The 23,652-nt window shown below is 34.5% G+C and carries 13 protein-coding genes, 2 tRNA genes and 1 pseudogene; 7 read left to right on the top strand and 9 right to left on the bottom strand.

The annotated features are described in order from the left end of the window. Nucleotide 1 precedes the first annotated feature (1 nt). The 6 genes and pseudogenes from UMM65_RS12610 (at nucleotide 2) to UMM65_RS12585 (ending at nucleotide 5,059) form a co-directional block, all read left to right on the top strand. A complete protein-coding gene (locus UMM65_RS12610) occupies nucleotides 2–1,660 on the top strand; it encodes an acetolactate synthase large subunit (RefSeq protein ID WP_321976964.1) in 1,659 nt (552 codons plus the stop codon). 5 nt (nucleotides 1,661–1,665) lie between these two features. Then, nucleotides 1,666–3,033, top strand: a complete 1,368-nt coding sequence (locus tag UMM65_RS12605; RefSeq protein ID WP_321976963.1) for an NAD-dependent succinate-semialdehyde dehydrogenase — start codon at nucleotides 1,666–1,668, stop codon at nucleotides 3,031–3,033. Nucleotides 3,034–3,043: 10 nt separating this feature from the next. Beyond that, entirely contained in the window at nucleotides 3,044–4,195 is a 1,152-nt protein-coding gene (locus UMM65_RS12600) for a permease (RefSeq protein ID WP_321976962.1), read from the top strand. A gap of 18 nt (nucleotides 4,196–4,213) precedes the next feature. Then, nucleotides 4,214–4,375, top strand: a complete 162-nt coding sequence (locus tag UMM65_RS12595) for a Dps family protein (protein WP_321976961.1) — start codon at nucleotides 4,214–4,216, stop codon at nucleotides 4,373–4,375. Between the two features lie 12 nt (nucleotides 4,376–4,387). Then, nucleotides 4,388–4,687: pseudogene (locus tag UMM65_RS12590) on the top strand (Dps family protein); the annotation flags it as partial. 6 nt (nucleotides 4,688–4,693) lie between these two features. Further along, nucleotides 4,694–5,059 carry a VOC family protein gene (locus UMM65_RS12585; protein WP_321976960.1) on the top strand — a complete coding sequence of 122 codons (366 nt, stop codon included), beginning with the start codon at nucleotides 4,694–4,696 and terminating at the stop codon, nucleotides 5,057–5,059. Between the two features lie 946 nt (nucleotides 5,060–6,005). Here UMM65_RS12585 and UMM65_RS12580 read toward each other — a convergent pair. The 6 genes from UMM65_RS12580 to UMM65_RS12555 form a co-directional block, all read right to left on the bottom strand. Continuing rightward, on the bottom strand, nucleotides 6,006–7,220 hold the full coding sequence (locus UMM65_RS12580; RefSeq protein ID WP_321976959.1) for a site-specific integrase: 1,215 nt from the start codon (nucleotides 7,218–7,220) through the stop codon (nucleotides 6,006–6,008). A 210-nt stretch (nucleotides 7,221–7,430) separates the two neighbouring features. Continuing rightward, nucleotides 7,431–7,505 (bottom strand) — tRNA-Val (locus UMM65_RS12575). Between the two features lie 279 nt (nucleotides 7,506–7,784). Next, nucleotides 7,785–9,605, bottom strand: a complete 1,821-nt coding sequence (locus UMM65_RS12570; protein WP_321976958.1) for a hypothetical protein — start codon at nucleotides 9,603–9,605, stop codon at nucleotides 7,785–7,787. Next, nucleotides 9,602–11,806, bottom strand: coding sequence for an alpha-N-acetylglucosaminidase (locus UMM65_RS12565; protein WP_321976957.1), 2,205 nt, complete (start codon nucleotides 11,804–11,806; stop codon nucleotides 9,602–9,604). The genes UMM65_RS12570 and UMM65_RS12565 overlap by 4 nt, the downstream gene beginning before the upstream one ends. Before the next feature lie 114 nt (nucleotides 11,807–11,920). Then, nucleotides 11,921–13,639, bottom strand: coding sequence for a RagB/SusD family nutrient uptake outer membrane protein (locus tag UMM65_RS12560; RefSeq protein ID WP_321976955.1), 1,719 nt, complete (start codon nucleotides 13,637–13,639; stop codon nucleotides 11,921–11,923). A 39-nt stretch (nucleotides 13,640–13,678) separates the two neighbouring features. Then, on the bottom strand, nucleotides 13,679–16,747 hold the full coding sequence (locus UMM65_RS12555; protein ID WP_321976953.1) for a SusC/RagA family TonB-linked outer membrane protein: 3,069 nt from the start codon (nucleotides 16,745–16,747) through the stop codon (nucleotides 13,679–13,681). A 205-nt stretch (nucleotides 16,748–16,952) separates the two neighbouring features. Between UMM65_RS12555 and UMM65_RS12550 the strand changes: the two genes are divergently transcribed. Then, the gene (locus UMM65_RS12550) at nucleotides 16,953–21,068 is read left to right on the top strand and encodes a hybrid sensor histidine kinase/response regulator transcription factor (protein WP_321976952.1); all 4,116 of its coding nucleotides are present in this window, start codon (nucleotides 16,953–16,955) and stop codon (nucleotides 21,066–21,068) included. A 177-nt stretch (nucleotides 21,069–21,245) separates the two neighbouring features. Here the strand turns inward: UMM65_RS12550 and UMM65_RS12545 are convergent. The 3 genes from UMM65_RS12545 to UMM65_RS12535 form a co-directional block, all read right to left on the bottom strand. Beyond that, nucleotides 21,246–21,323, bottom strand: a tRNA-Val gene (locus UMM65_RS12545). Nucleotides 21,324–21,453: 130 nt separating this feature from the next. Further along, entirely contained in the window at nucleotides 21,454–22,644 is a 1,191-nt protein-coding gene (locus tag UMM65_RS12540; protein WP_321976982.1) for a bifunctional folylpolyglutamate synthase/dihydrofolate synthase, read from the bottom strand. 33 nt (nucleotides 22,645–22,677) lie between these two features. After that, on the bottom strand, nucleotides 22,678–23,652 hold the full coding sequence (locus UMM65_RS12535; RefSeq protein WP_321976951.1) for an energy transducer TonB: 975 nt from the start codon (nucleotides 23,650–23,652) through the stop codon (nucleotides 22,678–22,680).

Genomic DNA, 23,652 nt, shown 5'->3' with positions numbered 1-23,652 from the left:
AATGAAAGCATCAGACCTATTTATAAAAGCATTGGAAAACGAAGGCGTTGAATACATTTTCGGTCTTCCTGGGGAAGAGAATTTGGACTTCTTGGAATCATTGAGAAAATCCAAAAAAATAAAATTAGTCCTTACGCGACACGAACAGGGAGCTGGTTTTATGGCTGCCACATATGGTAGACTTACAGGAAAACCAGGAGTTTGTCTAGCAACTTTAGGACCAGGTGCAACAAATTTAGTAACACCAGCAGCATACGCACAATTAGGTGCAATGCCATTGATACTAATAACTGGACAGAAACCCATAAAAACGAGCAAGCAAGGAAAATTCCAAATTATAGATGTGGTAGAAATGATGCAACCATTAACAAAATCCGCAAAACAGATTACTCACGGCTCACATATTCCCTCTATAGTTAGAGAATCCTTTCGTTTGGCGAAAGAAGAAAGACCAGGTGCAGTTCATATTGAACTTCCAGAGGATATCGCAAGAGAAGAAGTCAATAATCCGCAATTGTTTGATGTGGTAGATTTCAGAATTCCTCACGCTGGTGATGAAACAATTTCGGAAGCAGTCAAAATGATTGAAACTGCTAAAAACCCACTAATATTAATAGGTGCTGGAGCAAATAGAAAAAGAGCTAGTAAGGCGTTGACCGAATTTGTTGATGCGATTGGAATTCCGTTTTTCAACACGCAAATGGGTGAGGGAATCATAAACGAGCGTCACCCATTATATTTAGGAACTGCCGCCTTATCTGATTATGATTTTCTTCACGAGGCAATCAGCCATTCAGATTTAATTATCAATGTGGGACACGATACCATTGAAAAGCCACCATTCTTTATGCATCCAGATGACAAACGAAAAGTGATACATCTAAACTTTTTCCCTGCGGAAATAGATGAAGTGTATTTTCCACAATTAAATGTCATCGGTGATATTGCTGATAGTGTTCTACAATTGACAAAACAGTTAAAACCAAATGCAAACAAATGGAATACCGATTTCTTTTTAAGTGTAAAAGAAAATGTAACGAGTCATTTGACGAAATACGAAAAAGACGACCGCTTCCCTATTTTACCACAACGTATGGTAAAAATTACTCGGGATGTATTACCAGATGATGGTATTGTAACCTTAGACAATGGCGTTTATAAAATTTGGTTTGCGCGAAATTACCCAGCCTATTTACAAAACAGTGTCATATTGGACAATGCATTAGCAACAATGGGTGCAGGATTAGCATCTGCGATGATGGCAAAAGAATTATATCCCGATAGAAAAGTAATTTCAGTAAATGGTGATGGTGGGTTTATGATGAACTCGCAAGAACTGGAAACAGCGGTTCGTCTTGGATTGGATTTAGTAGTCATCATATTAAATGATAATGCCTACGGAATGATACAATGGAAACAAGAAGGCGAAGGATTTCCAAAATATGGACTCGATTATGGGAATCCCGATTTTGTAAAATATGCCGAAAGTTTCGGAGCTACTGGTTATAGACCCGATTCCGTTGAAGACTTTAAAAATACCTTACAAACAGCATTGAACTCAAAAGGAGTTCAAGTCATAGACCTCGCGGTCGATTACTCATTAAATCACGAAATATTGAATGTTCTAATAAAGGAATATTCCAAAAACCTAAAAAAATAAAAATTATGGCAACTACAACGATAATAAATCCAGCAACTGGAAAAAAAGTAGCGGAATATCAACGCATTGATGTTTCAGAAGCAAAACAGAAAGTAGCGCAATCCAAAAAGGCCTACGACTCTTGGAAAAAACTCAGCTATGACGAACGTGCAACCTATATGCGCAAATTGGCGAAAGTCTTTGAAAAGAACAAAGAAAGCTACGCACAATTGGCCACACAAGAAATGGGCAAAACCATTACACAGGCAAGAAAAGAAATGGATAAGTGTATTTTGATTATCAACTATTATGCGGATGACATCCATACACTTTTGGGCAATGAAATTGTAAAAACAGAAGCCACAAAAAGCTATGTAACCTTTATGCCAATTGGTGTAATCCTAGCGGTAATGCCTTGGAATTTCCCATTTTATCAGGTGATTCGTTTTGCAGCACCTGCCCTAATGGCAGGTAACACAGGTGTTTTAAAACACGCATCAAACGTTCAGGGAAGTGCATTCGCCTTGGAAGAAGCCTTTAGAGAAGCCGGATTTCCAGAAGGTGCTTTTACCAATTTGAATATCAGTGCTCGGAATGTAAAAGATATCATCGAAGATAAGAATATCGTAGCCGTAACCTTAACAGGTAGCGACCCGGCAGGGCGTTCGGTAGCTTCCATTGCAGGTCAAAATTTAAAAAAGACAGTATTAGAACTCGGTGGTAGTGATGCCTACGTTATTCTTGATGATGCGGACTTGGAGCAAGCGACTGATTTGGCAACGTTCGGAAGACTACAAAATAATGGTCAGACCTGTGTCGCCACAAAACGCTTTGTGGTACTCGATGCCATTTATGACCAGTTTTTAAAACTCTATACCAAAAAAATGGAAGCAGCCAAAATGGGTGACCCAACTGATGAATCCACCTATTACGGACCAATGGCACGAGTGGATTTACGAGATGAAATACACGAACAGGTTAACAAGACCATTTCACAAGGTGGTAGATTGGTTTTAGGTGGAAACGTTCCTAAAGGAGAAGGTGCCTACTATCCAGCGACCATTCTGGCCGATTTGAAACCGGGAATGGAAGCCTTCGACAATGAACTTTTTGGACCAGTAGCGTCGGTGATTAGAGCAAAAGATGAAGTGGAAGCGATTGAACTAGCCAATAATTCGCAATTTGGATTAGGCTCTGGAGTAATTACCGGAAACAAAGAACGTGGCGAAAAAGTGGCACTGCAATTAGAAGCAGGTAGCAGTTTTGTAAATAAGCTAGTGGTTTCAGACCCAAGATTACCATTTGGTGGAATTAAAAACAGTGGTTACGGAAGGGAACTTTCTGGCTATGGAATCAGGGAATTTGTAAATACAAAATCCATTTGGATTGATTAATAATTGAATTATGGAAACAGTAAAGGAAATAGGAATCGCTTTTTTCGGAATGTCTTGGGAATTATTTTGGGGATTGGCTTTAGGATTTATGATATCAGCTTTGATTGGAGCATTTGTTTCGGCAGAAACAGTCGGTAAATCTTTAGGGAAAACGAATCCAAAATCTATAGGATTGTCAACCTTTTTCGGTGCGATTTCCTCATCCTGTTCGTATGCTGCTGCAAGTATGTCAAGAACTTTACTATTGAAAGGTGCTAGTTTTCCAAATGCCGTAGCCTTTTTGATTTCAAGTACAAATTTGGTCTTTGAAATGTTCATTATCATTTTCAGTCTTTTGGGCTGGGCATTTTTTATGGGCGAATTAATCGGTGGTATATTTTTCATTCTAGCTACGGCTCTTTTGATACATCGATTTTTTCCAAAAAAAATAATCCAAAAGGCACAAGCTTTTATGCATAAAGAAAAGGTGATGGTTCACGACCACGAAGGACATATGCATCATATAGGCGAAGAAAACAAAATGCATTCACACCATCCTGATATGCCGAAAAGGAAAGGACTGAAAGAGCAATTAAAAGCAGCTAGCTCACATTTTGTGATGGATGTGAATATGGTAGGAAAGGATATTTTGCTAGGGGTTTTAATTTCATCCATACTTATGGTGGTCGTGCCAAAGGATTTTTGGGAAGCTTTATTTTTAGCAGACAGTACTTCTGAATACTCATCCTTTCTTGTCTTGTTATGGAATGCGGTCATTGGGTCACTCATCGCTATCGTAAGTTTTGTTTGTTCCGTAGGAAACATAGTTTTGGCAGCAGTACTATGGTACGGAGGTATTTCATTTGGTGGGGTAATTGCGTTTGTTCTTTCAGATTTAATTACGCTTCCGATGCTTCAGGTGTACCGAAAGTATTTTGGGTGGAAACCGATGTTGTACATATTCTTGTTTCTCTTTATTGGAATTATTATGACCGCCTTGTTCTTGGATTACTCATTTGATTTCCTGGGATGGATTCCCGAGAATCCAACTACTACCTTAAAATTAGATAAGAATCCTTTTGAACTAAACTATAGAACCATTTTGAACATCATATTTATACCCTTGGCCATACTATTTTATGCAATGGGTAAAAAGCGAAGTAAACATATGCTTCATCATTAATTGATTAAAATTTATATTATGAAAACAAATATTGGAATATCAGAAGAAAACCGCCAAGCGGTTGCAAACGAATTGGCTAAACTTTTAGCAGAGGAGTATATTTTATATACAAAAACCAGAAACGCCCATTGGAATGTAGAAGGAGCGGACTTTTACGACAAGCATAAGTTATTCGAGTGACAGTACGAACAATTAGATGAAATTATAGACAATGTAGCAGAGCGAATTCGTTCATTGCGTCATTATGCACCAGCAACTTTGAAGGAATTCTTGTCTTTAACCCATTTAACAGAGCGAGAACAAAACGATAATAGCGCAAAGGGATATATAAAAGAATTGTTACAAGACCACGAAACCATTGCAATTCACTTACGAGAAAATATCAATCCGTTTGCAGACAATTATAAAGATTTAGGAACGAGCGATTTTATTACAGGACTCTTAGAAGAACACGAAAAAACAGCCTGGTTTCTGCGTTCACATTTAAAGTAAATAGTTATGACATTAGACCACGTAACAATTAGAACAACCGATTTAAAAGAAACAAAGGATTTCTTTTTAAAGGTATTTGATTTAAAGGAAAAACCTAGACCAAAGGCAATTCAGAGAATACCAGGCCATTGGTTGTATCATAACAATGAACCTTTGGTACACCTAATAGGCAGTAGAGGACTAGGACAAGATTTTGCTGCAGAAGCCATAGACCACGTTGGGATTAAATTAGAAGGCTATGCGGATTTTAAAAAGAAATTGGAAAGTTTAAGTATTCCATATTCACTAATGGACTTACCAGAACTGGATGAAAGACGCATTTTCTTCAGAACGCCTAAAGGTCCTATTTTAGAAGCTGTTTTTAGAGAATAAATGCTTATTTATCAATTATGTTTTCTAAAACGATTTTATTAAGAGACTTTTGATTACCTATTAAAGTTTGTTTAAAAGAATACAATATCAAACAAATCAAACAATAGAATTCTGAATTACTAAGTGAAAAAAGATAAATTGTTGTACCCATTTTATACCTGTCCAAAAAAAAGTTGAAGATTTTTCTTCAACTTTTTGTAAAGGCGGAGAGACTCGAACTCTCAAACCTTGCGGCACCAGATTCTAAGTTGGCGTTTCTACCAATTCCACCACACCTGTGTTATTTTATCTTTATTGACTTTTATTTAGGTGAATCCTAAATTTGGCGTATCAAAAGGATTAGCAATCATCATTTGACTTAACCTTTAATAAGAATTCATAAACTTTACTATTAAAAGATAGTAAAAAAGACCTTATTAAATGACACTTTCAAAAGAGAAGTATTCTGTACTTATTCTGTACCCATGAAAAATAAAAAAGCTTCCAATTTCTTGGAAGCCTTTGTTTACTAGTAGCGGGAACAGGACTCGAACCTGTATCCTTTGGGTTATGAGCTTGATTCTTAAATTAACAAAAATTATTGATAGTTGAACAAAAGAATAGCTTTTGATATTAAACATGTTCAAAACCAATTATTCTAAATTAAGTCAGCGAAAATAACAAAATATTGTACCTATGTTGTACCTGAGTAAAAAATTGGTCAAATTTTGAATTAAAAAAGCTCCCAATTTCTTGAGAGCTTTTTGTACAGGCGGAGAGACTCGAACTCTCACACCTTGCGGCACCAGATCCTAAGTCTGGCGTTTTCGCCATTGATTTTATAACGATTATTGGAAAAAATTATTCAGTTTATTGCATCACTCAACATCCTTAATTATTCTAAAAACAATGCTACGATTGGTCTTTGCAAAATTTTAAGAACTCATTACAATTAAGCTACACTATATTAAGCAGATAAATTTTTATTTAAAATCTCTTGAACAATTTTCATATCCTTACTAATTTTATCATCCAACACTCTGGCATATATTTGGGTTGTGGTTAATTTTGTATGTCCCAATAATTTTGCAACGGTTTCAATTGGCACTCCATTAGATAGTGTTATTAACGTTGCAAAAGTGTGTCTTGCAACATGAAAAGTCAATCTTTTTTGAATGTCAAGTATATCTGCGATGTCTTTAAGATATTGATTTGTCTTTTGATTTGAATAAATTGGAAGAACAGCATCACTTGGAATTATACCAGCATAATTCGAATACTTATTTAAGATATCATGAGCTCTATTCAATAAAGGTATTTTCACAGGAATGTTTGTCTTTGCTCGTTTGGTTTTTATCCAAAGTCCACCGTCATTACCTTTTACGATTTGATTTATGTTGAGTTGCTTAATGTCAATATATGAAAGTCCAGTATAACAGGAGAAAATAAACATATCCTTGGTCACCTCCAAGCATGAACGATCAAAGGTGGCATTCTCAATTGCAACTAATTCACTTTTGTTAAGGATTTCTCGTTCCTTTTTTATAAATTTTATCTTAAAATTTATAAATGGACTTTTAATTAGCCATTCAAGTTTAATCGATAAATTTATCAACTTCTTCAATCTGGTCAAGTGTTTCATAACCCCATTATGGTTTAGCTTGCTTTTTTTTCTTAAAAATGCCTCAAAATCACTTAAAAATTCAAATGATATCTCATTTAAATTGATATCTTTTGAATTCATGTGCCTTTCCATAAACTGAATTAAATATTTTTTGGTAGTAAAGTAATGACTTAAAGTACTAGGTTTAATCACATTTAACATTACTCGATTATGGTAATCTATCAAGTCCATCAAAGTTTTTTGGTCATTGCTATCCTGATAGTAATAGGTCTTTATTGCATGTGGCGTAATCGTCTTCTTTTCTAGGTTTAGTCGTCTTTGGCATTCCAATAACTTTAGGTAAACCTGTTCAATATGAGCATTGACCGAATGACTCTCTTTTGACCTCCCAATCATTCTTTTTGTTGTCTTGCTCCAAGACTTAATTGGTATAGATCGACCCAAACTAATTTCTAGTCGTTTTCCATTAGTAGTGATTCTGGCATACAATGGTGCATTGCCACGTTTTTTCTTAGAGACGTTCTGCCAAAACGTAATTGATAAATTTGATGTTCGCATAATTTCGTTTTATTTAAAATTGATTGATTAAAACGAAAGTCAAATCATGCGTAAAATTGAATCAGATCCAGATGAAGGATGATGATTCTAGGTAACCGAATAGGTCACTTTTTCTTTGATATTAAAGCAAATCATTTAACATCAAATAAATATAAATAACTCAAAATCATATATTTAAATAAATTATGATTTTAAAAAATACAATAAAAGTAGGTCATACTGGATTCGAACCAGTGACTTCTACCCTGTCAAGGTAACACTCTAAACCAACTGAGTTAATGGCCCATTTAAAGAATCAAATTTAAGGATTTATTTTGGTACTACTTAAATAAAAAATTTCTTGAATCCGACCGTCTCTACAGAACCGGTCAATAAAATGTTTATTGCTTAAATTCTAGCACGAGAAGTAAGCTTAGTGATGGTTTAGGTTGAGAAGCTACCAATATTTAAAAAACTCTTCAATTTTCTATAATCTGTATTTGTTCTTCTAAGGATAGTAGTTTGATTTGTGATTCTTTTTTTAAAAATTAAAAGGAGAAGGAAAAAACTAAAAATATAGATATTTTATTTCGTTTCCACCTGAAAGCCTCCAAATATTTCTGATAATTCTTCAATATCTTTAATAGTTAAGGGCTTTAAAGAGTTGCTCCATTTTTTTAAATTTTGAAAACCATAACTATCATTAACTTCTTTAAACAATAGCTCGCTAGGAGATTCTACACCGTCAGATAAATCCCAAACCTCATCTACCGTATAATTGTTTTCTATAAAATTGGTGTATCCCTTTTTAGTGAGTTCTTTTTTTAAATTGGTCGCTGACCATACTGCTCCAAAATTTCGGGTAGAGTTTAACCATAATTTTAGATTTTTTACATTGGTTTCAGGATAGAAATGTTTGACTGCTTTGAACACATCATTTTCCATATTATAAACCGTGAAATTTGGGCCCACTAGCTGCCAATATAATAATGGTACAAATCCTTTTTTAGCCTCTATTGTTGGATGTGAAATTAAATACGGATTAAATATCACACCTTTTACACCATCAAATTTCTCTTTGTTTTTGTGCATCAGAGCTAAGGTGCTATAACTTCCTAATGCATACAACCTCCCTAAATCTACAGCTGTAATTGTAGTTACTTTTATTGATGAATCCACAACTTTAGCATCCCTACTAAAATTATCCAACTGCTTTTGATTGATACCGCTTTCCCAGTCGGCAATTTGGATATAGTCATCTTGCTGTTTAAAGTCTTTAAGATCAGCTATTTTTTTATCTAACGTTTTCACATCGTCTGGTGACGTACCCGGGTACATAATGTAAATACTTCTGTTAGCATATTCCTCATTTGATGTACTATCATATACTATTTTTTTTGCTTTCGTTTCACCTCCACTAGTTCCGGTAGCACCAAGAATTACTATATTTTTTACATTGTGCTGTTTAATAAAATCTTTATAAACTTGTGGCAATTCAAGCAGTTTTATCCAAGAAACGGCGTAAGGTACTGATGGGTCATGACTTAAAGTTGCATACGACGCGATATCATTGTCATTTGCCGTTTCTAATATGGTTCGAATTTCTTTTACGGTATTCACGCTTACCAAAAAATGTAACGGTAATACTGGGGCTTTTAATGCATTTGAAATGTATGGAATAGAAGGAAACCCTGATGATATTAAAACGGTTTCTATCTCCGTATTTTCTCCAAAGGTCTTATTATAAAAATCTACTGTTTTATTTACCGATTTTTCCAAATAATTTGGTGTTCCCAAAACATGGTTTGGCCCTGAACCAGGTGCATTTACATCCCAAGAATGGGAAATACCCGAAGTTAGGTTTTCCGCAGACTTTTCAATAACATACTCTGCACTCATACCTCCATCTAATTTGTAAACAGGTACATCATTTACAAAATCAGTTTTTATATCAAATACGGTTAGTTCATCATCATTTACAACTCTGAAAAAAGTTTTGTACTTGGTTACAATCTTATCGTTATTGTTATATCTTAAGTAAATACCGTAAGCCTCTTCTTTTAACGATTCTGGTAAATTATTTAATAGAGTTGCACTTATTATTTTTTCATCGTCTTTCGACAACTCAAAAGAATTATCGAGTTGAACTTTGTGAGACCACGAATCGGCGGGGTCAGAAATATTCTTTATTTCAATAGTAATACCCCCTATTGAAGTCGAAATTAGGGAATCATTCTTAAAAACAAGATCTGCTTTAATGTTTTCTCCCGTTTTGTATACACCCTTGTTCAGTTTAACCGATGTTGTAACCGTTGCTATATCTTGTCCGTTTAGTTTTTTTTGATTTACATCTTTACAAGAAAAGAACAAAATCATTAGTATTGGAATAATAAATTTAACGTTCATTTTATATCAGTTTTATATTTTTCTATAATTTCTTTAGCAGTTTCAATTGAATTTCCTTTTGGCTTTGAAACGTATAGCTCATTAGTTTTAGTCCACTCCCACTCAAATTGAGTTACTTTATCAAGAAAAGCTTTATCATCAAATTCTTTATTGTTTTCAGCTGCATCAATAATATCCTTTATAAACATTTCCCAGCGTTTTTTATAATACCCATTGGTTAGTCCCGACCAAGAACGGTTGGCATAATCGTTCAAACTTTGAGCTTCTGTGCCCCAAGTTGTGATAATATTACGTGCGTTATGTTCGTAATATTTTTGTTCTTCCGTGTTTGCTCCAAAGACTTTGGCATCTTCTAACCATTTACCTAATAAAAACGAGGGTTGTGTTGAAAGAAGCTGGTCTAAATCATCAAATAAAGCCAACATTTTATCACCACTGTTTTTTAATGCTTCTAAATTTTTATTATTATAATTTTCAGTGAATTCATCTCTAAGTACTAAAAAATAATTTCCTAATACTTGGCGACCTAAATTGGTCACGTCATATAGATAACTGGAAGAAGTACTTGGAGATTTAACCATTAATTCCCAGGCTTCAAATAAATCGGAATTTTTATAATTTACGGTGGGGTCTGTAGTCCAGTTTCCACTTCCCTTTAAGGTAGGTCTAGCATTAGTTAAAGTGGCTTGCCCCAATCGGGCAGGATATTTATAGATTTTATCGTGTACTATTTGCCACGCTTCTCTGTTGCTTCTATTAACCTCTCCATATCTTAAATCAGCCCATTTTTCCACCCACTGACTAGTATTTGTTTTACCAGTTGCCCATACTTTTTCAAAAACATATTCATACATTATCGGATTTACATCAAATGCTTCTAATGTAGAACCTATGCCCCACATATTTTTATTGCTTGCAAGAGCATTTTCAATACGCTCTTCGACAGTGTCTATATTCCCTGCCAACATTGTATTTCCACCAAAATTACCTAAGTAGCACCAAATAAAGGGTTGTCCAAAAAACGAGTCGGTCATTTTCCAAACTTCTTTGTTTTCGCAATAGTAATCCAATAACATCATTTTATTTTGTGGTACAGCTTTTACCATAGCCTCAATACGTTCGTTGGTCCAATTTTCTCTTTCAAAATAAAATATCCAAGACATTTGTAGCCAAGTTGCCTCTGCATCTATCTCTTTTATGGAGGTATATATAGTGTTTGAAACAGTCGCTAAATATTCTGGCTCCCAGCTTGGAGGGTGTACTTCGTTAAACGGATCTGCTCCATAAACGTGGTCTGTTCCAAAAGCTTCTGTTTGTTTTTCTAAAAATTTATGTTGAATTTCTTTAAAAATGGGATCTAATGGGTCTAAAAAGAAACTACGGTATTCATCCTTAAAGCCCCCCCAAGAACTTAATTGATTTATTTTAGCTTTAGGAAAAATAGTCTTTAATGCTTCAGGTACATGCCCAGCAAATGCTGGTAATACAGGCTTCATACCCAATTCGCGTTCACGCTCTACTATTTGCTTTTGCAATTCTTTTTGATGCGTTAACCAAGATTTCGGTAAAGGCCCTCCCCATTTATCTAAATTAGACATTCGGTGCCAAGGTAAATGTGCGGGACCCGTAAAGTATGTTCTAATCTGCTCGTCAGACAAACCGTATTCTTTCCAAACCTCATACCATATGGATTCTTGACCCGTAATAGCCAATGGCATATTGATACCGTTTAGTGCCATCCAATCGATAAAACGCTCCCAATCCTTCCACTGCCACCAAGGCATGGTATAGCCAAATGTGCAATAATTTAGAAAAAAACGATTTTCTACCCTAGCCGATTTGGATATTTTTTTTGAAATTAACGGTAAGTTTTCAGGTAAGTTAATTTTATCATTGGCGTACCATGACACATAGGTATTGCAATATTTTTTTAAATAGTAATTTAAGCCTACGGCCATTGAGTTATAATTGTTACCGCTTATTATTATTTTCTGATCAACAGATTGAATTTCAAAAATATCTTTATCGGAATTTATTAGCTTAAATTCAAAATTATCGATATAATTCGGAACAAGGCGTTCCAGCAAAGCACTTATAGGATTATCTGGTTGATCAGAGATATTTTTAGGGATGCTTTCATTACATGCCAATAGCAAACCAAAAACAAAAAACAAAACAATTTTAATTGAAAAATTACGCATAATTTAAGGTATGGGAAAGTTAAGGGCATATAAACTACACCCCTAACTAAATTACTAACTCAAATAAAAAACTTATTATTTACTCTATAAATCATTACTATTTATTGAACTGATTTAATATCCTGGATTTTGTGTCAATAATGAATTTGACTGAATTTCAGAAAATGGTATAGGCATAAAATACATTTTGTCATCCCAAACACGATTATTATCCAATACTCTTGTAGTATAAGAATAGCTATCAACCGGGGGATTTTGTGAATTATCTCTTATAATATCAACACCATATGCATTTGTGCTTAAAACCTGAGGAGCGATCATCCATCGTGTAATATCGTACCATCGAAGATTTTCAAAAGCAAACTCTACACGCCTTTCATTTCTATATCGATCTCTTAAGTCATCACCAGACAAACCGATAAGGTCCGGTAAACCCGCTCTGTTGCGAACGACATTTAATGCATCCATTGCTTTTTGATCGTTGTCTAGTTCAGCTTCTGCTTCCGCAACAATCAAATACATTTCAGCAAACCTGAAATGGATCCAAGGTTTGTAAGCTTCTCTAATACCTCTAAGTGGTTGTGAAGGATCTGCTCTTTTTAAAATATTGTACGACGAATTTAAATTTGTAGTATAGGAATTTCCATTTTTGCTATCATCACCACCAGCATCTTTATGATAGGTTACCGTGATTGTTCCATCACCGTTGTCAAAACTATCGGTAACACCTGATAGACCTGGTACAATTGAACCTTGGTGAATAATACTTTTGTTTAATCTAGGATCTCTGTTTGCATAAGGATTTTGAGGATTGTATGCAGAAGTAGGATCGTTAATAGGTTTTCCATTTTCCGTTTCATACGAATCTACCAATGATTGTAATGGCTGGGCGAATCCCAAATCTACATCTTGGTACACAAAAGGCAAATAATATCTATCGGCCGACGTAACACCAAATAAATTAAAGGGGATATGTTCAGAATTAAAAGTACGGGCAAATATAATTTCGTTAGAATAATTCGGGGCTTTAAAAATATCGGCATAATCAGGCTCTAAGCTAAAAGTCCCTAAATCGATTACAGCTTGGGCCGCATTTCTAGCTTGTGCCAATTTATCGGCATCATAAGCACCATTGTTGTGCAACGGACTGGCCGCGTATAACAAAATGCGAGCCTTTAGTGCCAATGCCGCCCCTTTACTGGCTCTTCCGTTAAAGGCAATATCTGGTAGTTCATCAACCGCTTTATCCAATTCTGAAACAATAAAATTAACCACCTCTTGATAAGGTGTTTTTGCTTTGTCAAAATTTTCTTGATCTAAACTGGGTAGGTCAGTAACTAAAATCACATCACCATACAAAGAAACCAAGTCTGCATAGAGCCAAGCTCTAATGAACCTCATTTCACCAGTTAACCTTGTTTTTATATCACTATCAATAGTACTGTCGTCTATTCTTGAAAAGAAAAAATTGACATCTCGTATATTGCCATAATCCCCCGACCATCTATTTTGGGGAATTCCCGATGATGGCGTAGTAAGCCCCTGATTATAAGCCTTAGCCGCTCCGTTACTAGAAGCATTTACATCATCCGAAATAGCATCTGAGTTTTGTAATCCGAAATCGAAATGCGGAAATGAATAATATCTTCCGTTAACATAAAATTCGAGCAAATCTTCACTAGCAAAAATATCCGCTTCAGAAATATCAGTGGCTGGAGTTATATCCAATAAGTCTTCACTACAAGAAACCGTTAGTAGAGTTAGTATCGAAAATAAAACCACCTTTCTTAAATTTTTATTTAAGATGATTTGAATTTGATTAATATATTTCATTATTATTTGTTTTAATTATTAAAATCTTGCCAACTAAAATTAGAAACTCAGCTCAATTCCTAAGTTATATAATTTTCTTAGCGGCCTATTGTATCCTAAGCCGTTGGTCTGCTCAACATCTGCAAAGTCAAGTTTGTTAAATTTACTGAATGTCAATAAATTAGAACCGCTCAGGTAGATTCTGAGACTTTTTATGCCTAACTTAGAAATACTGTTTTCAGGAACTCTATACCCTAATTGTACATTTTTCAGTCTGAAAAAAGACGTGTTATAGGTAAAGAAATTATTTTCATAATTGGTATAGCCGTTGAATGCCGATTGTGTTCCTCCAATTGATGGTAAAGAGGCGTTAGGCGTATCTGGAGTCCAAGCATTTTCTGCAAAATAATTTGCCGATGATGTACCTTCGTTAAGAAAAGATGCCAATGACAACACAGAACCCGATTGTCCTTGCCAAAAGGTTGACAGCTCAAAATTTTTGTAAGATCCTTTTAATGAAATACCATATTGAGTTGTAGGTAAATCGGATTTTTTCATAATGATTCTATCAGCAGTAGTAATCTCTCCATCATTATTGGTATCTGCATATATAAGATCACCTATTTGAGAGCCTGGTCTAGATGGAAAAGTATCAAAGTCACTTTGAGATCTATAAATACCTATTGCATCATAAATCAATCTACTACCTATAGGTTGCCCCTCTAATATTTGATAATCTTCTTCAGGTTTTGGAGAATCGTTAAACACCAGCTCATTTTGTGCATACGAGAAATTACCACCAAGGTCAAACCGAACTTTACCAATATTGAAGTTATAGCCCATCGCTGCTTCAAAACCGTGATTTTTTGTTTTTCCAATATTTTCTGAAGGTGGGTTTAAACCTGTATATGTGGGAATAGTAACATTTCTTTTCGCAAGAATATCTTCACGTTTTTCTGAAAAGTAGGTCAACTCTAAACTTACTTGATCTGAGAAAAGTCGGGTTTCCAAACCTAAATCCCAAGAAGTAGCGGTCTCCCAAGTAATATTTGGGTTTGGGTCAACACCTACCGGAGATAAAATCAACAGATTTGTTCCTTCCAATGGAATAGCACTGTTATTATCAGCATTTGGGCTTAAATAAAATACACCTCCGCCCTGACTTGGATTTTGAAAGCGTTGTAAATATTGAAAAGGACTAACTCTATCATTTCCTGTAACACCCCAAGTACCTCTTAATTTTAAGAAACTTAAGGTTTTATTACCAGCCAGAAATTTCTCTTTGGACAATACCCAACCCGCCGAAGCGTAAGGAAAAAATCCAAAACGCTTTCCTTTAGGAAAAATATAACTTCCGTCATATCTAAATCCAAAAGAGGTAAGATATTTGCCCTCATAATCATAAGATAACCTTCCAATATAAGCCTGTCTTGCTAATTCGCCCAACGCACTGTTCGTTGTCTGGGTATTAGGATCTCCTTGACTTAAATAAGGTAGGTCTTCGCTAATTAACCCACCTCTTCTGGAAAGAGAGTTTGCATTATTGTTGGTTTTATTTTGCTCATATGCAATAAAAGTCTCAACGGTATGCGATCCAAACGAATGTTGATAACCTAATTTTGCATTATAAGTTAGAGATAATTGTCTGAAATACTCATCCGATACCGAAATATCCAAGCCCAACCTACTTTCGGTGAGGGTTCCATCAGCTTCTGTTATGTATTGAAAAGGGTTGTTATTGAATGAATTTACATAATTTTGAGTGTAATCAATGGCAACCCAAGAATTAAATGAAAGTCCTTCTAAAAAGGGAATATCATAATTAAGTTTTAACGTACCGTTATAAAGTGTGTTTGTTCTTTTTACCTTACCGGCCTGTTCTTGTATATAAGCAAATGGATTATCCTGATTATTTAACAGACGAATAAACTTTCCATCGGACTGATAAGATTCATTCAATGGTATTACTTTAGATGCATTATCCACAGCCTGAAACATATATGGCGGTGATTTAACATATTCTAACCTTCCTGCCAAATCCAAACCTATGGTAAGGTTTTTACTAGGGCTAAAATCAACATTGGAACGCACGTTATATTGTGAAAAATCTGTTACATTATCATTGTTAACTATTGGTCCCTGATCTACTAAGCCTATTGAACCAAAGTATTTGATATTATCAGAACCCCCTCTAACAGAAAGGTTATGACGTTGTTCAAAAGATGTCTCATCGAAAAGCTCGTTCCAAAAATCAATTCCATTAAAATTGCCCGACTGAAATTGTTGCAGCTCGCCAGAAGTATATAATGCTTGCTGTCCACTTCTTTCTCTTATGGCATTAACTTGTCTTGCATAATTGTAAGGAGTTGCCCCTTTTGTAACCGTTGTTGGATTTGACAATGAAGTACTAGAATTTACAGTAATAACTGCCCCACCTTTCTGCCCTCGTTTAGTAGTTACCAATATTACCCCATTTGCTGCCCGTGCTCCATAAACGGATGCCGAGGCGTCTTTCAGCACACTTATTGTCTCAATGTCTTGCGGATCTAATCTCGAAAGACCGTCTCTACCCACAACACCATCTACAACTACTAACACCGAATTATCCCCAAAGGTACCTCGTCCACGGATTAAAATGTTTAAAGATTCCTGTCCCGGATCACTGGTTCTTTGGTTGATAAACAAACCGGGCAATCTACCCGATAAAGAGGTTGCATAATTTACCGCTGGACTTTCTTTAATTTCCGAACCTTTTACCTGAGCTACAGATGATGTTAACTCAGATCGTTTTTTTGTTCCGTATCCCACAACTACAACCTCATCCAAACTGGCAGCGTCTTCCTCTAAAGATATGTCTATTACATCTCGGTTATCAACCTCTATTTCTTGTGTTTTAAAACCGATAAATGAAAATACCAATACAGCATCACTTTCAACATTAGAAATAGTATAGTTGCCATCAAAATCTGTAGAAGTACCATTGGTTGTTCCTTTAACCAAAACTGTAACTCCAGGTAATGGCCCATCTTTTGATGTTACTGTTCCTGTAACTTGTTTTTGAGCTATAATACTTGTTGTAAAAAACAATAGCATAAAAAACAAATTAATTTTTAAATGATTTTTTTTCATAAATTAAATGATTAATTGTTAGTAGGTACAAATCTAATTTATCATTAAAATTATAAAGTATAATTTTTAATCAGAATGGTTTAATAATCAATCTATTTTATATATAGAGCATGTGCTAGTATTGAAATTATTTAATAAAACCTTAATTTTACTTTATGAACTGGTTTAAAATAATAATCAAAAAAAAGAGCATCTAAATTCAATTATGGCCAAGTCACATACATTCCGCTTACTTTTTTTGACAACGTGGTTTTTTGTGTCAATGTTTGCACATGCCCAAACACCGAAACTTTCTTTTGAAGAGTTCGTTATAGAAGATGGGTTGGCGTCAGTAAATTGTATTTTAAGGGATAGAGAAGGTTTTATGTGGTTTGGCGGCACACATGGGTTGTATAGGTATGATGGTTATAAATTCAAAATATTTACTTCAGATGATGCTAATTTAAGTACTTTAAGTAACAATAACGTTGTTTCCCTTTATGAGGATAACCAAGGTTTTATTTGGGTAGGAACCATGCGAGGAGGTATTAATAAATACAATCCAAAAACCGAGACCTTTACAAACTATAAAAATACAGAACACCCTATATTTAATACCAATTACATTACTTGTATAACGGGTGATAGCGATAATACCATTTGGTTCGGTACTTTTGGCGATGGTCTCTTTAGCTTTAATAAAAAAACCAACACTTATAATAAATTTTTTGACTCGATTAACAGTAAAAAAACGATCAGCAATAATTCGGTTTTTTCTGTGGTTGTTACCAATACTAAAGTTTGGATTACCACAAATTCTGGAATTTTAGACTGTTACGACAAAGCATCAGAGGCTTTCACCTACTATAGATATAACAAAATCAACTATCAAAGCACTAGAACCGGACAGCGTTTGTTGCTTGATTCTTTTAATAATTTATGGATTGCTACCGAAGACAATGGCCTTTACAAATTTGAAATAAATTCAAAATCTTTTGAACATTACGAAAAAGGAGATTCACGTAATGCAATAAATTCGAATGAGGTAACGGATATAAAGGAAGGTAACCCCGGAGAAATTTGGATGACCACCTATGGAGGTCTTAATCTAATTGACATCAACACCAATAAGGTCTCTTCCTATCAAAATGATATTTATGACAAGTACAGCATTACCAATAACGTATCCTATTGCCTGTTTATTGATAATGATGGTACGCTCTGGATGGGTATGGGAGACGGTACCGTCAACAAAACGATTGACTCTCCTTTTGAAATCTATCAGACCTCATTCTCAAAAGATGTAAGCAGTTTAAGTTTTAATGTTATTGGGGCACTTTATGTAAGCGACAATACATTATGGATTGGTACTGGAGGTGGAGGATTGGATAGGTTTAATCTAAATACCAATACGTTCTATAATTATAAAAATAATCCTAAAGATAAAACCTCCTTACCTTCAGATATTGTTATGACGGTTCTTGAAGATAAGGACAATACCATCTGGACCGGTAATTTTAAAAACAGTATCATTGGTTATAAATCAAAAGGGTCCGATGCTTTTTTTGAAGCTTCTTTTAAATCAAAAACTATAAATAATTACAATAAACTATCCGTTTTTGATTTGGTCGAGGATAATAATCAGCGTATTTGGATCGCTACCTATAACGATGGTTTATATAGTTATAACAAAACGACTAAAGAACTCGTTCATTTTAATAAAACCAACTCAAAAAATACATTGCTTACGGATAAGTTGTTACGTCTTTTGGTCGATAAAAATAATAACCTATGGATCGGTACCTTGGACAAAGGTGTGCAAATCTATAATTTAGAAAGAGAAATATTTAATTCTCTATCCGATCTTGGCAGTAAAGATTCTATCAATTTAAATTACCCTATTAAAGATCTTTATGAAGATAATAAAGGCACTATCTGGATAGCGACCGAAGGTAACGGTATTTATTATTTTGACCCTAAATCAAAAGAACTTAATACCATAACTATGGATAATGGTCTGCCAAGCAATTCTGTTTACGGTATCATTCAAGATAATGAAAACGATTACTGGTTTAGCACTAATAAAGGAATAGTTGGTTATACCTCAAAAAACAAAAAAATAGCTGTTTACAATACCAATGATGGCTTACCTACGAACGATTTTGAATCAGGTGCAATCGCTAAAGCTAATGACGGTAAATTGTTTTTCGGCAGTAAAAAAGGGCTGATCGCATTTTATCCTGAAAATTTAATAAGTACTGTAAGCCCTATAAATTTAATGATTACAAATTTTAGAATATTTAATGATGATGTTAATGTATTTGAAAAAATAGACAATTACCAACCTTTAGATTCGTCAATAGCTTATACAAAGTCTTTAAAACTTCCCTATTTTCTCGATAACTTTGGTTTTGAGTTTGCAGCTCCAGGATATAGTGCTCCACACAATATTGAATACCAATATATGCTTGAAGGTATTGACGATAGGTGGTTAAGCACAAGTTCAGAACGTCATTTTGCAAATTATTCTAACATTCCCCACGGTGATTATATTTTTAAAGTAAAAGCCTTTGAAGAAAATGGTCCAGCGGATAATTTTGTCGAAAAAAGTATTAAAATTAAAATAACACCTGTTTGGTGGCAAACCAAACTAGCCTATTTAATCTATTTTTTAACAATAAGCTCTCTTATTTATTACATTTATACAAGTGTACAAGGTAGAATTCGGCTTAAAAACGAACTTTTAATAGAAAAATACAAACATGATAAAGATGAAGAACTGCATCAATCTAAAATTAATTTTTTTACCAATATTTCTCATGAACTGAGAACATCATTGACTTTAATTCTATCTCCCTTAGCAGAATTTTCAAAAGTAAAAGCGAAGAATAATAGGGTCAATAATTTAATAATGACTATGAACAGAAATGGTCAAAGGCTTTTAAGTTTGATAAACCAGATATTGGACTTTAGAAAAATGGAATATCGAGTTAGCAAGCTACAAGTTCAAGAGATTGATATTAAATCATTTTTTGTAGAGTTGTGTATCCCATTTTATCAGTATGCAGATGAAAAGAAAATTCAGTTTCAATTAACGGTTTCCAATAGTTGTAAAAAAGGTTGGATAGATTCGAATAAACTGGAAATAATTGTATATAATATTTTGTCAAATGCATTTAAGTTTACCAACACGAATATTGATATAAATGTAGATCTGGATGAACGAGATGAAAAACTTATTATTAAGGTTAAAGATAACGGTAAAGGTATATTTAAAGAAGATATTGATAAAATTTTTGAAAACTTTTATCAAGCAAAATCCATTGAGAACAATAACCTAGACACTACTGGAAGTGGCATCGGTTTGGCTATTGCCAAAAATTTGACAGACCTGCATTATGGAGAAATAAGCGTAAAAAGCCAACCTAGTGAATTTACCGTTTTTAAAATTATTATACCTATTGCAGGAAAATTTTATAACGATGATGAAATCAGTAACGTTTTAAAAGATGAAATAAGAATTGAGGACGACACCTTTCGTAATCTTGAAAAGATAGAGGATAGTTTCGAAGAAACTTCCACTAAGAAACTTCCCATAATGTTGATCGTAGAGGATAATTTTGAAATTAGAAACCTGATTAAAAATTATTTTAAAACATACTACAATGTCCATGATTCGTCTAACGGTTTAGATGGTTTTAATAATGCACTTGAAATTATTCCCGACATCATTATATCAGATATCATGATGCCAAAAATGAACGGACTCGAACTTTGTAAAAAATTAAAAACCGATGAACGGACTTCTCACATTCCAATTATAATGTTGACGGCAAGAGTTTCACATGGTTTTAAAATTGAAGGATATGAGTATGGTGCGGATGACTATATAACGAAACCGTTTGATATAGAACTCTTAAATGCAAGGGTTAAAAATTTGGTTGAGTCGAGAAGAATTCTGCGAGAAACATTTAGAAAAGAGGTTTTATTAAAACCAAAGGATATAGCCATAAATAATGTTGATGAAATTTTTATCGAGAAAATTATGAGTATTGTTGAAGAACACATGTCTGATTCCAAGTTTTCGGTTGCCAAATTAGCTTTGGAAATAGGAATGAGCCATTCTGTATTGTATCGGAAAATAATGGCCTTGACGGGACAAAACATTAATGAATTTTTAAAATCGGTTAAATTGGCCAGAGCCTCACAATTAATTGTAGAAAGTGACTATTCAATTAACGAAATCAGTGATATGACAGGCTTTTCAAACCCTAAATATTTCAGCACCTGTTTTAAGAAAAAATTTGGTGCAACGCCAAGTAGGTATAAAAAACAAGCCTAATTATTTTGTTTAAGATTACATGAAAAATTAATAATGCTAGAATATTGGAGCTAAGTGAGCCTTGTGACTAAATACTTACAAACTGATATCTTTCGAAGATCTACACTACATAAATAATATTTTTTTAGAAATAAAAAAACCTCAAATATTTGATTGTCAAATATTTGAGGTTTTATGTGGTGGGCAATGAGGGATTCGAACCCCCGACCCCCTCGGTGTAAACGAGGTGCTCTGAACCAACTGAGCTAATTGCCCTATTTCATTATTTGTGGACTCTGAACCTCCCGATAGCTATCGGGATGAGCTAATTGCCCTAAAGCGGTTGCAAATATAAATTAGTTTTTTATTACAGCAAAGGTTTTTTTACAAAATAATCAAATCAACTTCAAACTACTTCAGCAACTACAAAAGTACTTCCACCAACAAAAATCAAATCATCGCTTTTTGCATTCTTTTTTGCAGCTGATAGAGCTGTTAATACTGAAGTGTAGGCTTCGCCTAATAATTGGTATTTATTGGCCTGGCTTTTTAAATCTAATACGTCTAAGCCTCTTGGAATATTAGGTTTACAGAAATAATAAGTGGCATTCTTTGGGAATAACGGTAAAATACTACTTAAGTCTTTGTCGTTAACAACGCCTATTACAATATGTAATTTATCAAAATTTTGTTCGTTCAACTGCTTTGAAACATAATTTAAACCCTCCCTGTTATGTGCGGTATCACAAATAATTAATGGATTATGACTCAAAACTTGCCATCTGCCCAACAAACCCGTATTTTTTACAACATTTAACAATCCTCTTTTTATATTGTTTTCAGAAATGCCAAATCCATTATTTCTTAAAATATGTAAAGTTTGGACGACGGCTTTACTATTTTTCAGCTGATAAATACCCAACAGATCACTTTGATAGTTTTCTATAATTTCATCTTCAGCAAAAAAAATAGGTGCATTGAGAGACAATGCTTTTTTTAAAAAAACTTCTTGAACCTCTTTTTGACTTTCACTTATAACGACGGGAATAGTTGCTTTAATGATCCCCGCCTTCTCAAATGCTATTTCTTTTAAAGTATTTCCCAACATTTGCATATGGTCAAACCCGATATTGGTAATTACGGAGACTACAGGAGTAATAATATTGGTGGAATCCAATCTTCCACCAAGACCAACTTCGATTAAGGCTATGTCAACTTCTTGCTCCGCAAAATAATTGAATGCCATACCCACAGTCATTTCAAAAAAAGACAGTTTTTGTTGCTCTAAAAAAGTTTTGTTTTCCGCAATAAAATCGACAACTTTTTTTTTGGGAATACAATTTCCATCAACTTTAATACGTTCTCTAAAATCTTTTAAATGTGGTGAGGTATAGAGTCCAACTTTATAACCTGCTTCTTGCAAAACAGACGCCAACATGTGACTCGTAGAGCCTTTACCATTTGTACCTGCAATATGTACACTTTTAAATTTTTGATGTGGATTGTCAAGTTTTTCTACCAATGCCAATGTATTGGTCAAATCTTTTTTAAATGCGGTTTTACCTTGACGTTGATACATTGGAAGCTGGGAAAACATCCAATTTAAAGTTTCTTGATAGGAACTCAATGTTTAATTGGCTAATGTGAAGTTATAAATAATACTACCTACCTGTTTTGTCGGTGCATTGCTGTCAGCATTGAATTTTGTTTTTAGTGCGGCTTCTTCCGCTCTTTTAATCAAACAAGGTGCGGAGTTGGTTGTTCCTTTTATTCCTCCTCTAGCAGTTAAAACCCTTCCACTTTTGTCAACAGAAATACTTACCACAACTTTACCCTGCTCGTTACAATCGTAAGTGGGTTTTGGGGTAGATGTTGCTTTTCTGTTTCCTAAACGATAATTTCCACCGCTTCCGCCACTACCATTTCCATAATATCCGCTTGCATTTTTATCGCCATTTGGGTCTCCTTTGTCGCCAGCTTTATTGTCGTCTCCATCGCCACCATTTCCAGTGCCTCCAGTTCCGTTTCCTTTACTATTGCCTTTGTTCAGCCCTCCTAACAAATTATCGATTCCTTTTCTTTTAGCAGCTTTTTCCTGTGCTTCCTTAGCTTCTTTAGCCGCTTGGGCAGCTGCTTTTTGCTTTTTGATGCGTTCCGCTTTTAACTTGGCTTCTCTTTCTGCTCTCTGCTCGGCTTCTTTTATTCTTTTTTGAGTTTCTTCTGCCTTACGTTTTGCTTCTTTCTCTTTGTTTATTTTGATGCTTTCCGCATTATCATTTGTGATAACGTCTTCAGCTTTTGTAGGTGTGGAAACTGGTTCTGTAGGAGTTTCTTGAACTTCTTGAACTTCCTCAACAATCTCTTCAACTTGTTCTTGTTCCACTTCTTCAACTTGCTCCTGAGGTGCAGAAGATGCAGGTGCAGGTTCCGATTGCGTATTACCACTACCAACATCAGAAGTGCCAAAATTTACGGCAATACCGTATTCCTCCGGTGGATCTAAATATTTCAATCCGAAAGTAAAAATCAAAAACAATATCACTGCCATAATAATGGTGGTTAATACTGCTGATTTTCGTTTATATTCTGTATCTAAAAGTTCCAT

The sequence above is a fragment of the Aureibaculum koreense genome, assembly GCF_034296135.1.
Classification (GTDB): domain Bacteria; phylum Bacteroidota; class Bacteroidia; order Flavobacteriales; family Flavobacteriaceae; genus Aureibaculum.
This window is presented reverse-complemented; position numbering and strand designations above follow the sequence as displayed.

What these genes read in the sequence shown, in the direction of transcription:
- UMM65_RS12585 (WP_321976960.1), top strand. Translation starts at nt 4,694, where the DNA reads ATGACATTAGACCACGTAACAATTAGAACAACCGATTTAAAAGAAACA.
- UMM65_RS12550 (WP_321976952.1), top strand. Translation starts at nt 16,953, where the DNA reads ATGGCCAAGTCACATACATTCCGCTTACTTTTTTTGACAACGTGGTTT.
- UMM65_RS12610 (WP_321976964.1), top strand. Translation starts at nt 2, where the DNA reads ATGAAAGCATCAGACCTATTTATAAAAGCATTGGAAAACGAAGGCGTT.
- UMM65_RS12560 (WP_321976955.1), bottom strand. Translation starts at nt 13,639, where the DNA reads ATGAAATATATTAATCAAATTCAAATCATCTTAAATAAAAATTTAAGA.
- UMM65_RS12580 (WP_321976959.1), bottom strand. Translation starts at nt 7,220, where the DNA reads ATGCGAACATCAAATTTATCAATTACGTTTTGGCAGAACGTCTCTAAG.
- UMM65_RS12605 (WP_321976963.1), top strand. Translation starts at nt 1,666, where the DNA reads ATGGCAACTACAACGATAATAAATCCAGCAACTGGAAAAAAAGTAGCG.
- UMM65_RS12540 (WP_321976982.1), bottom strand. Translation starts at nt 22,644, where the DNA reads ATGTTTTCCCAGCTTCCAATGTATCAACGTCAAGGTAAAACCGCATTT.
- UMM65_RS12570 (WP_321976958.1), bottom strand. Translation starts at nt 9,605, where the DNA reads ATGAACGTTAAATTTATTATTCCAATACTAATGATTTTGTTCTTTTCT.
- UMM65_RS12555 (WP_321976953.1), bottom strand. Translation starts at nt 16,747, where the DNA reads ATGAAAAAAAATCATTTAAAAATTAATTTGTTTTTTATGCTATTGTTT.
- UMM65_RS12595 (WP_321976961.1), top strand. Translation starts at nt 4,214, where the DNA reads ATGAAAACAAATATTGGAATATCAGAAGAAAACCGCCAAGCGGTTGCA.
- UMM65_RS12535 (WP_321976951.1), bottom strand. Translation starts at nt 23,652, where the DNA reads ATGGAACTTTTAGATACAGAATATAAACGAAAATCAGCAGTATTAACC.
- UMM65_RS12565 (WP_321976957.1), bottom strand. Translation starts at nt 11,806, where the DNA reads ATGCGTAATTTTTCAATTAAAATTGTTTTGTTTTTTGTTTTTGGTTTG.
- UMM65_RS12600 (WP_321976962.1), top strand. Translation starts at nt 3,044, where the DNA reads ATGGAAACAGTAAAGGAAATAGGAATCGCTTTTTTCGGAATGTCTTGG.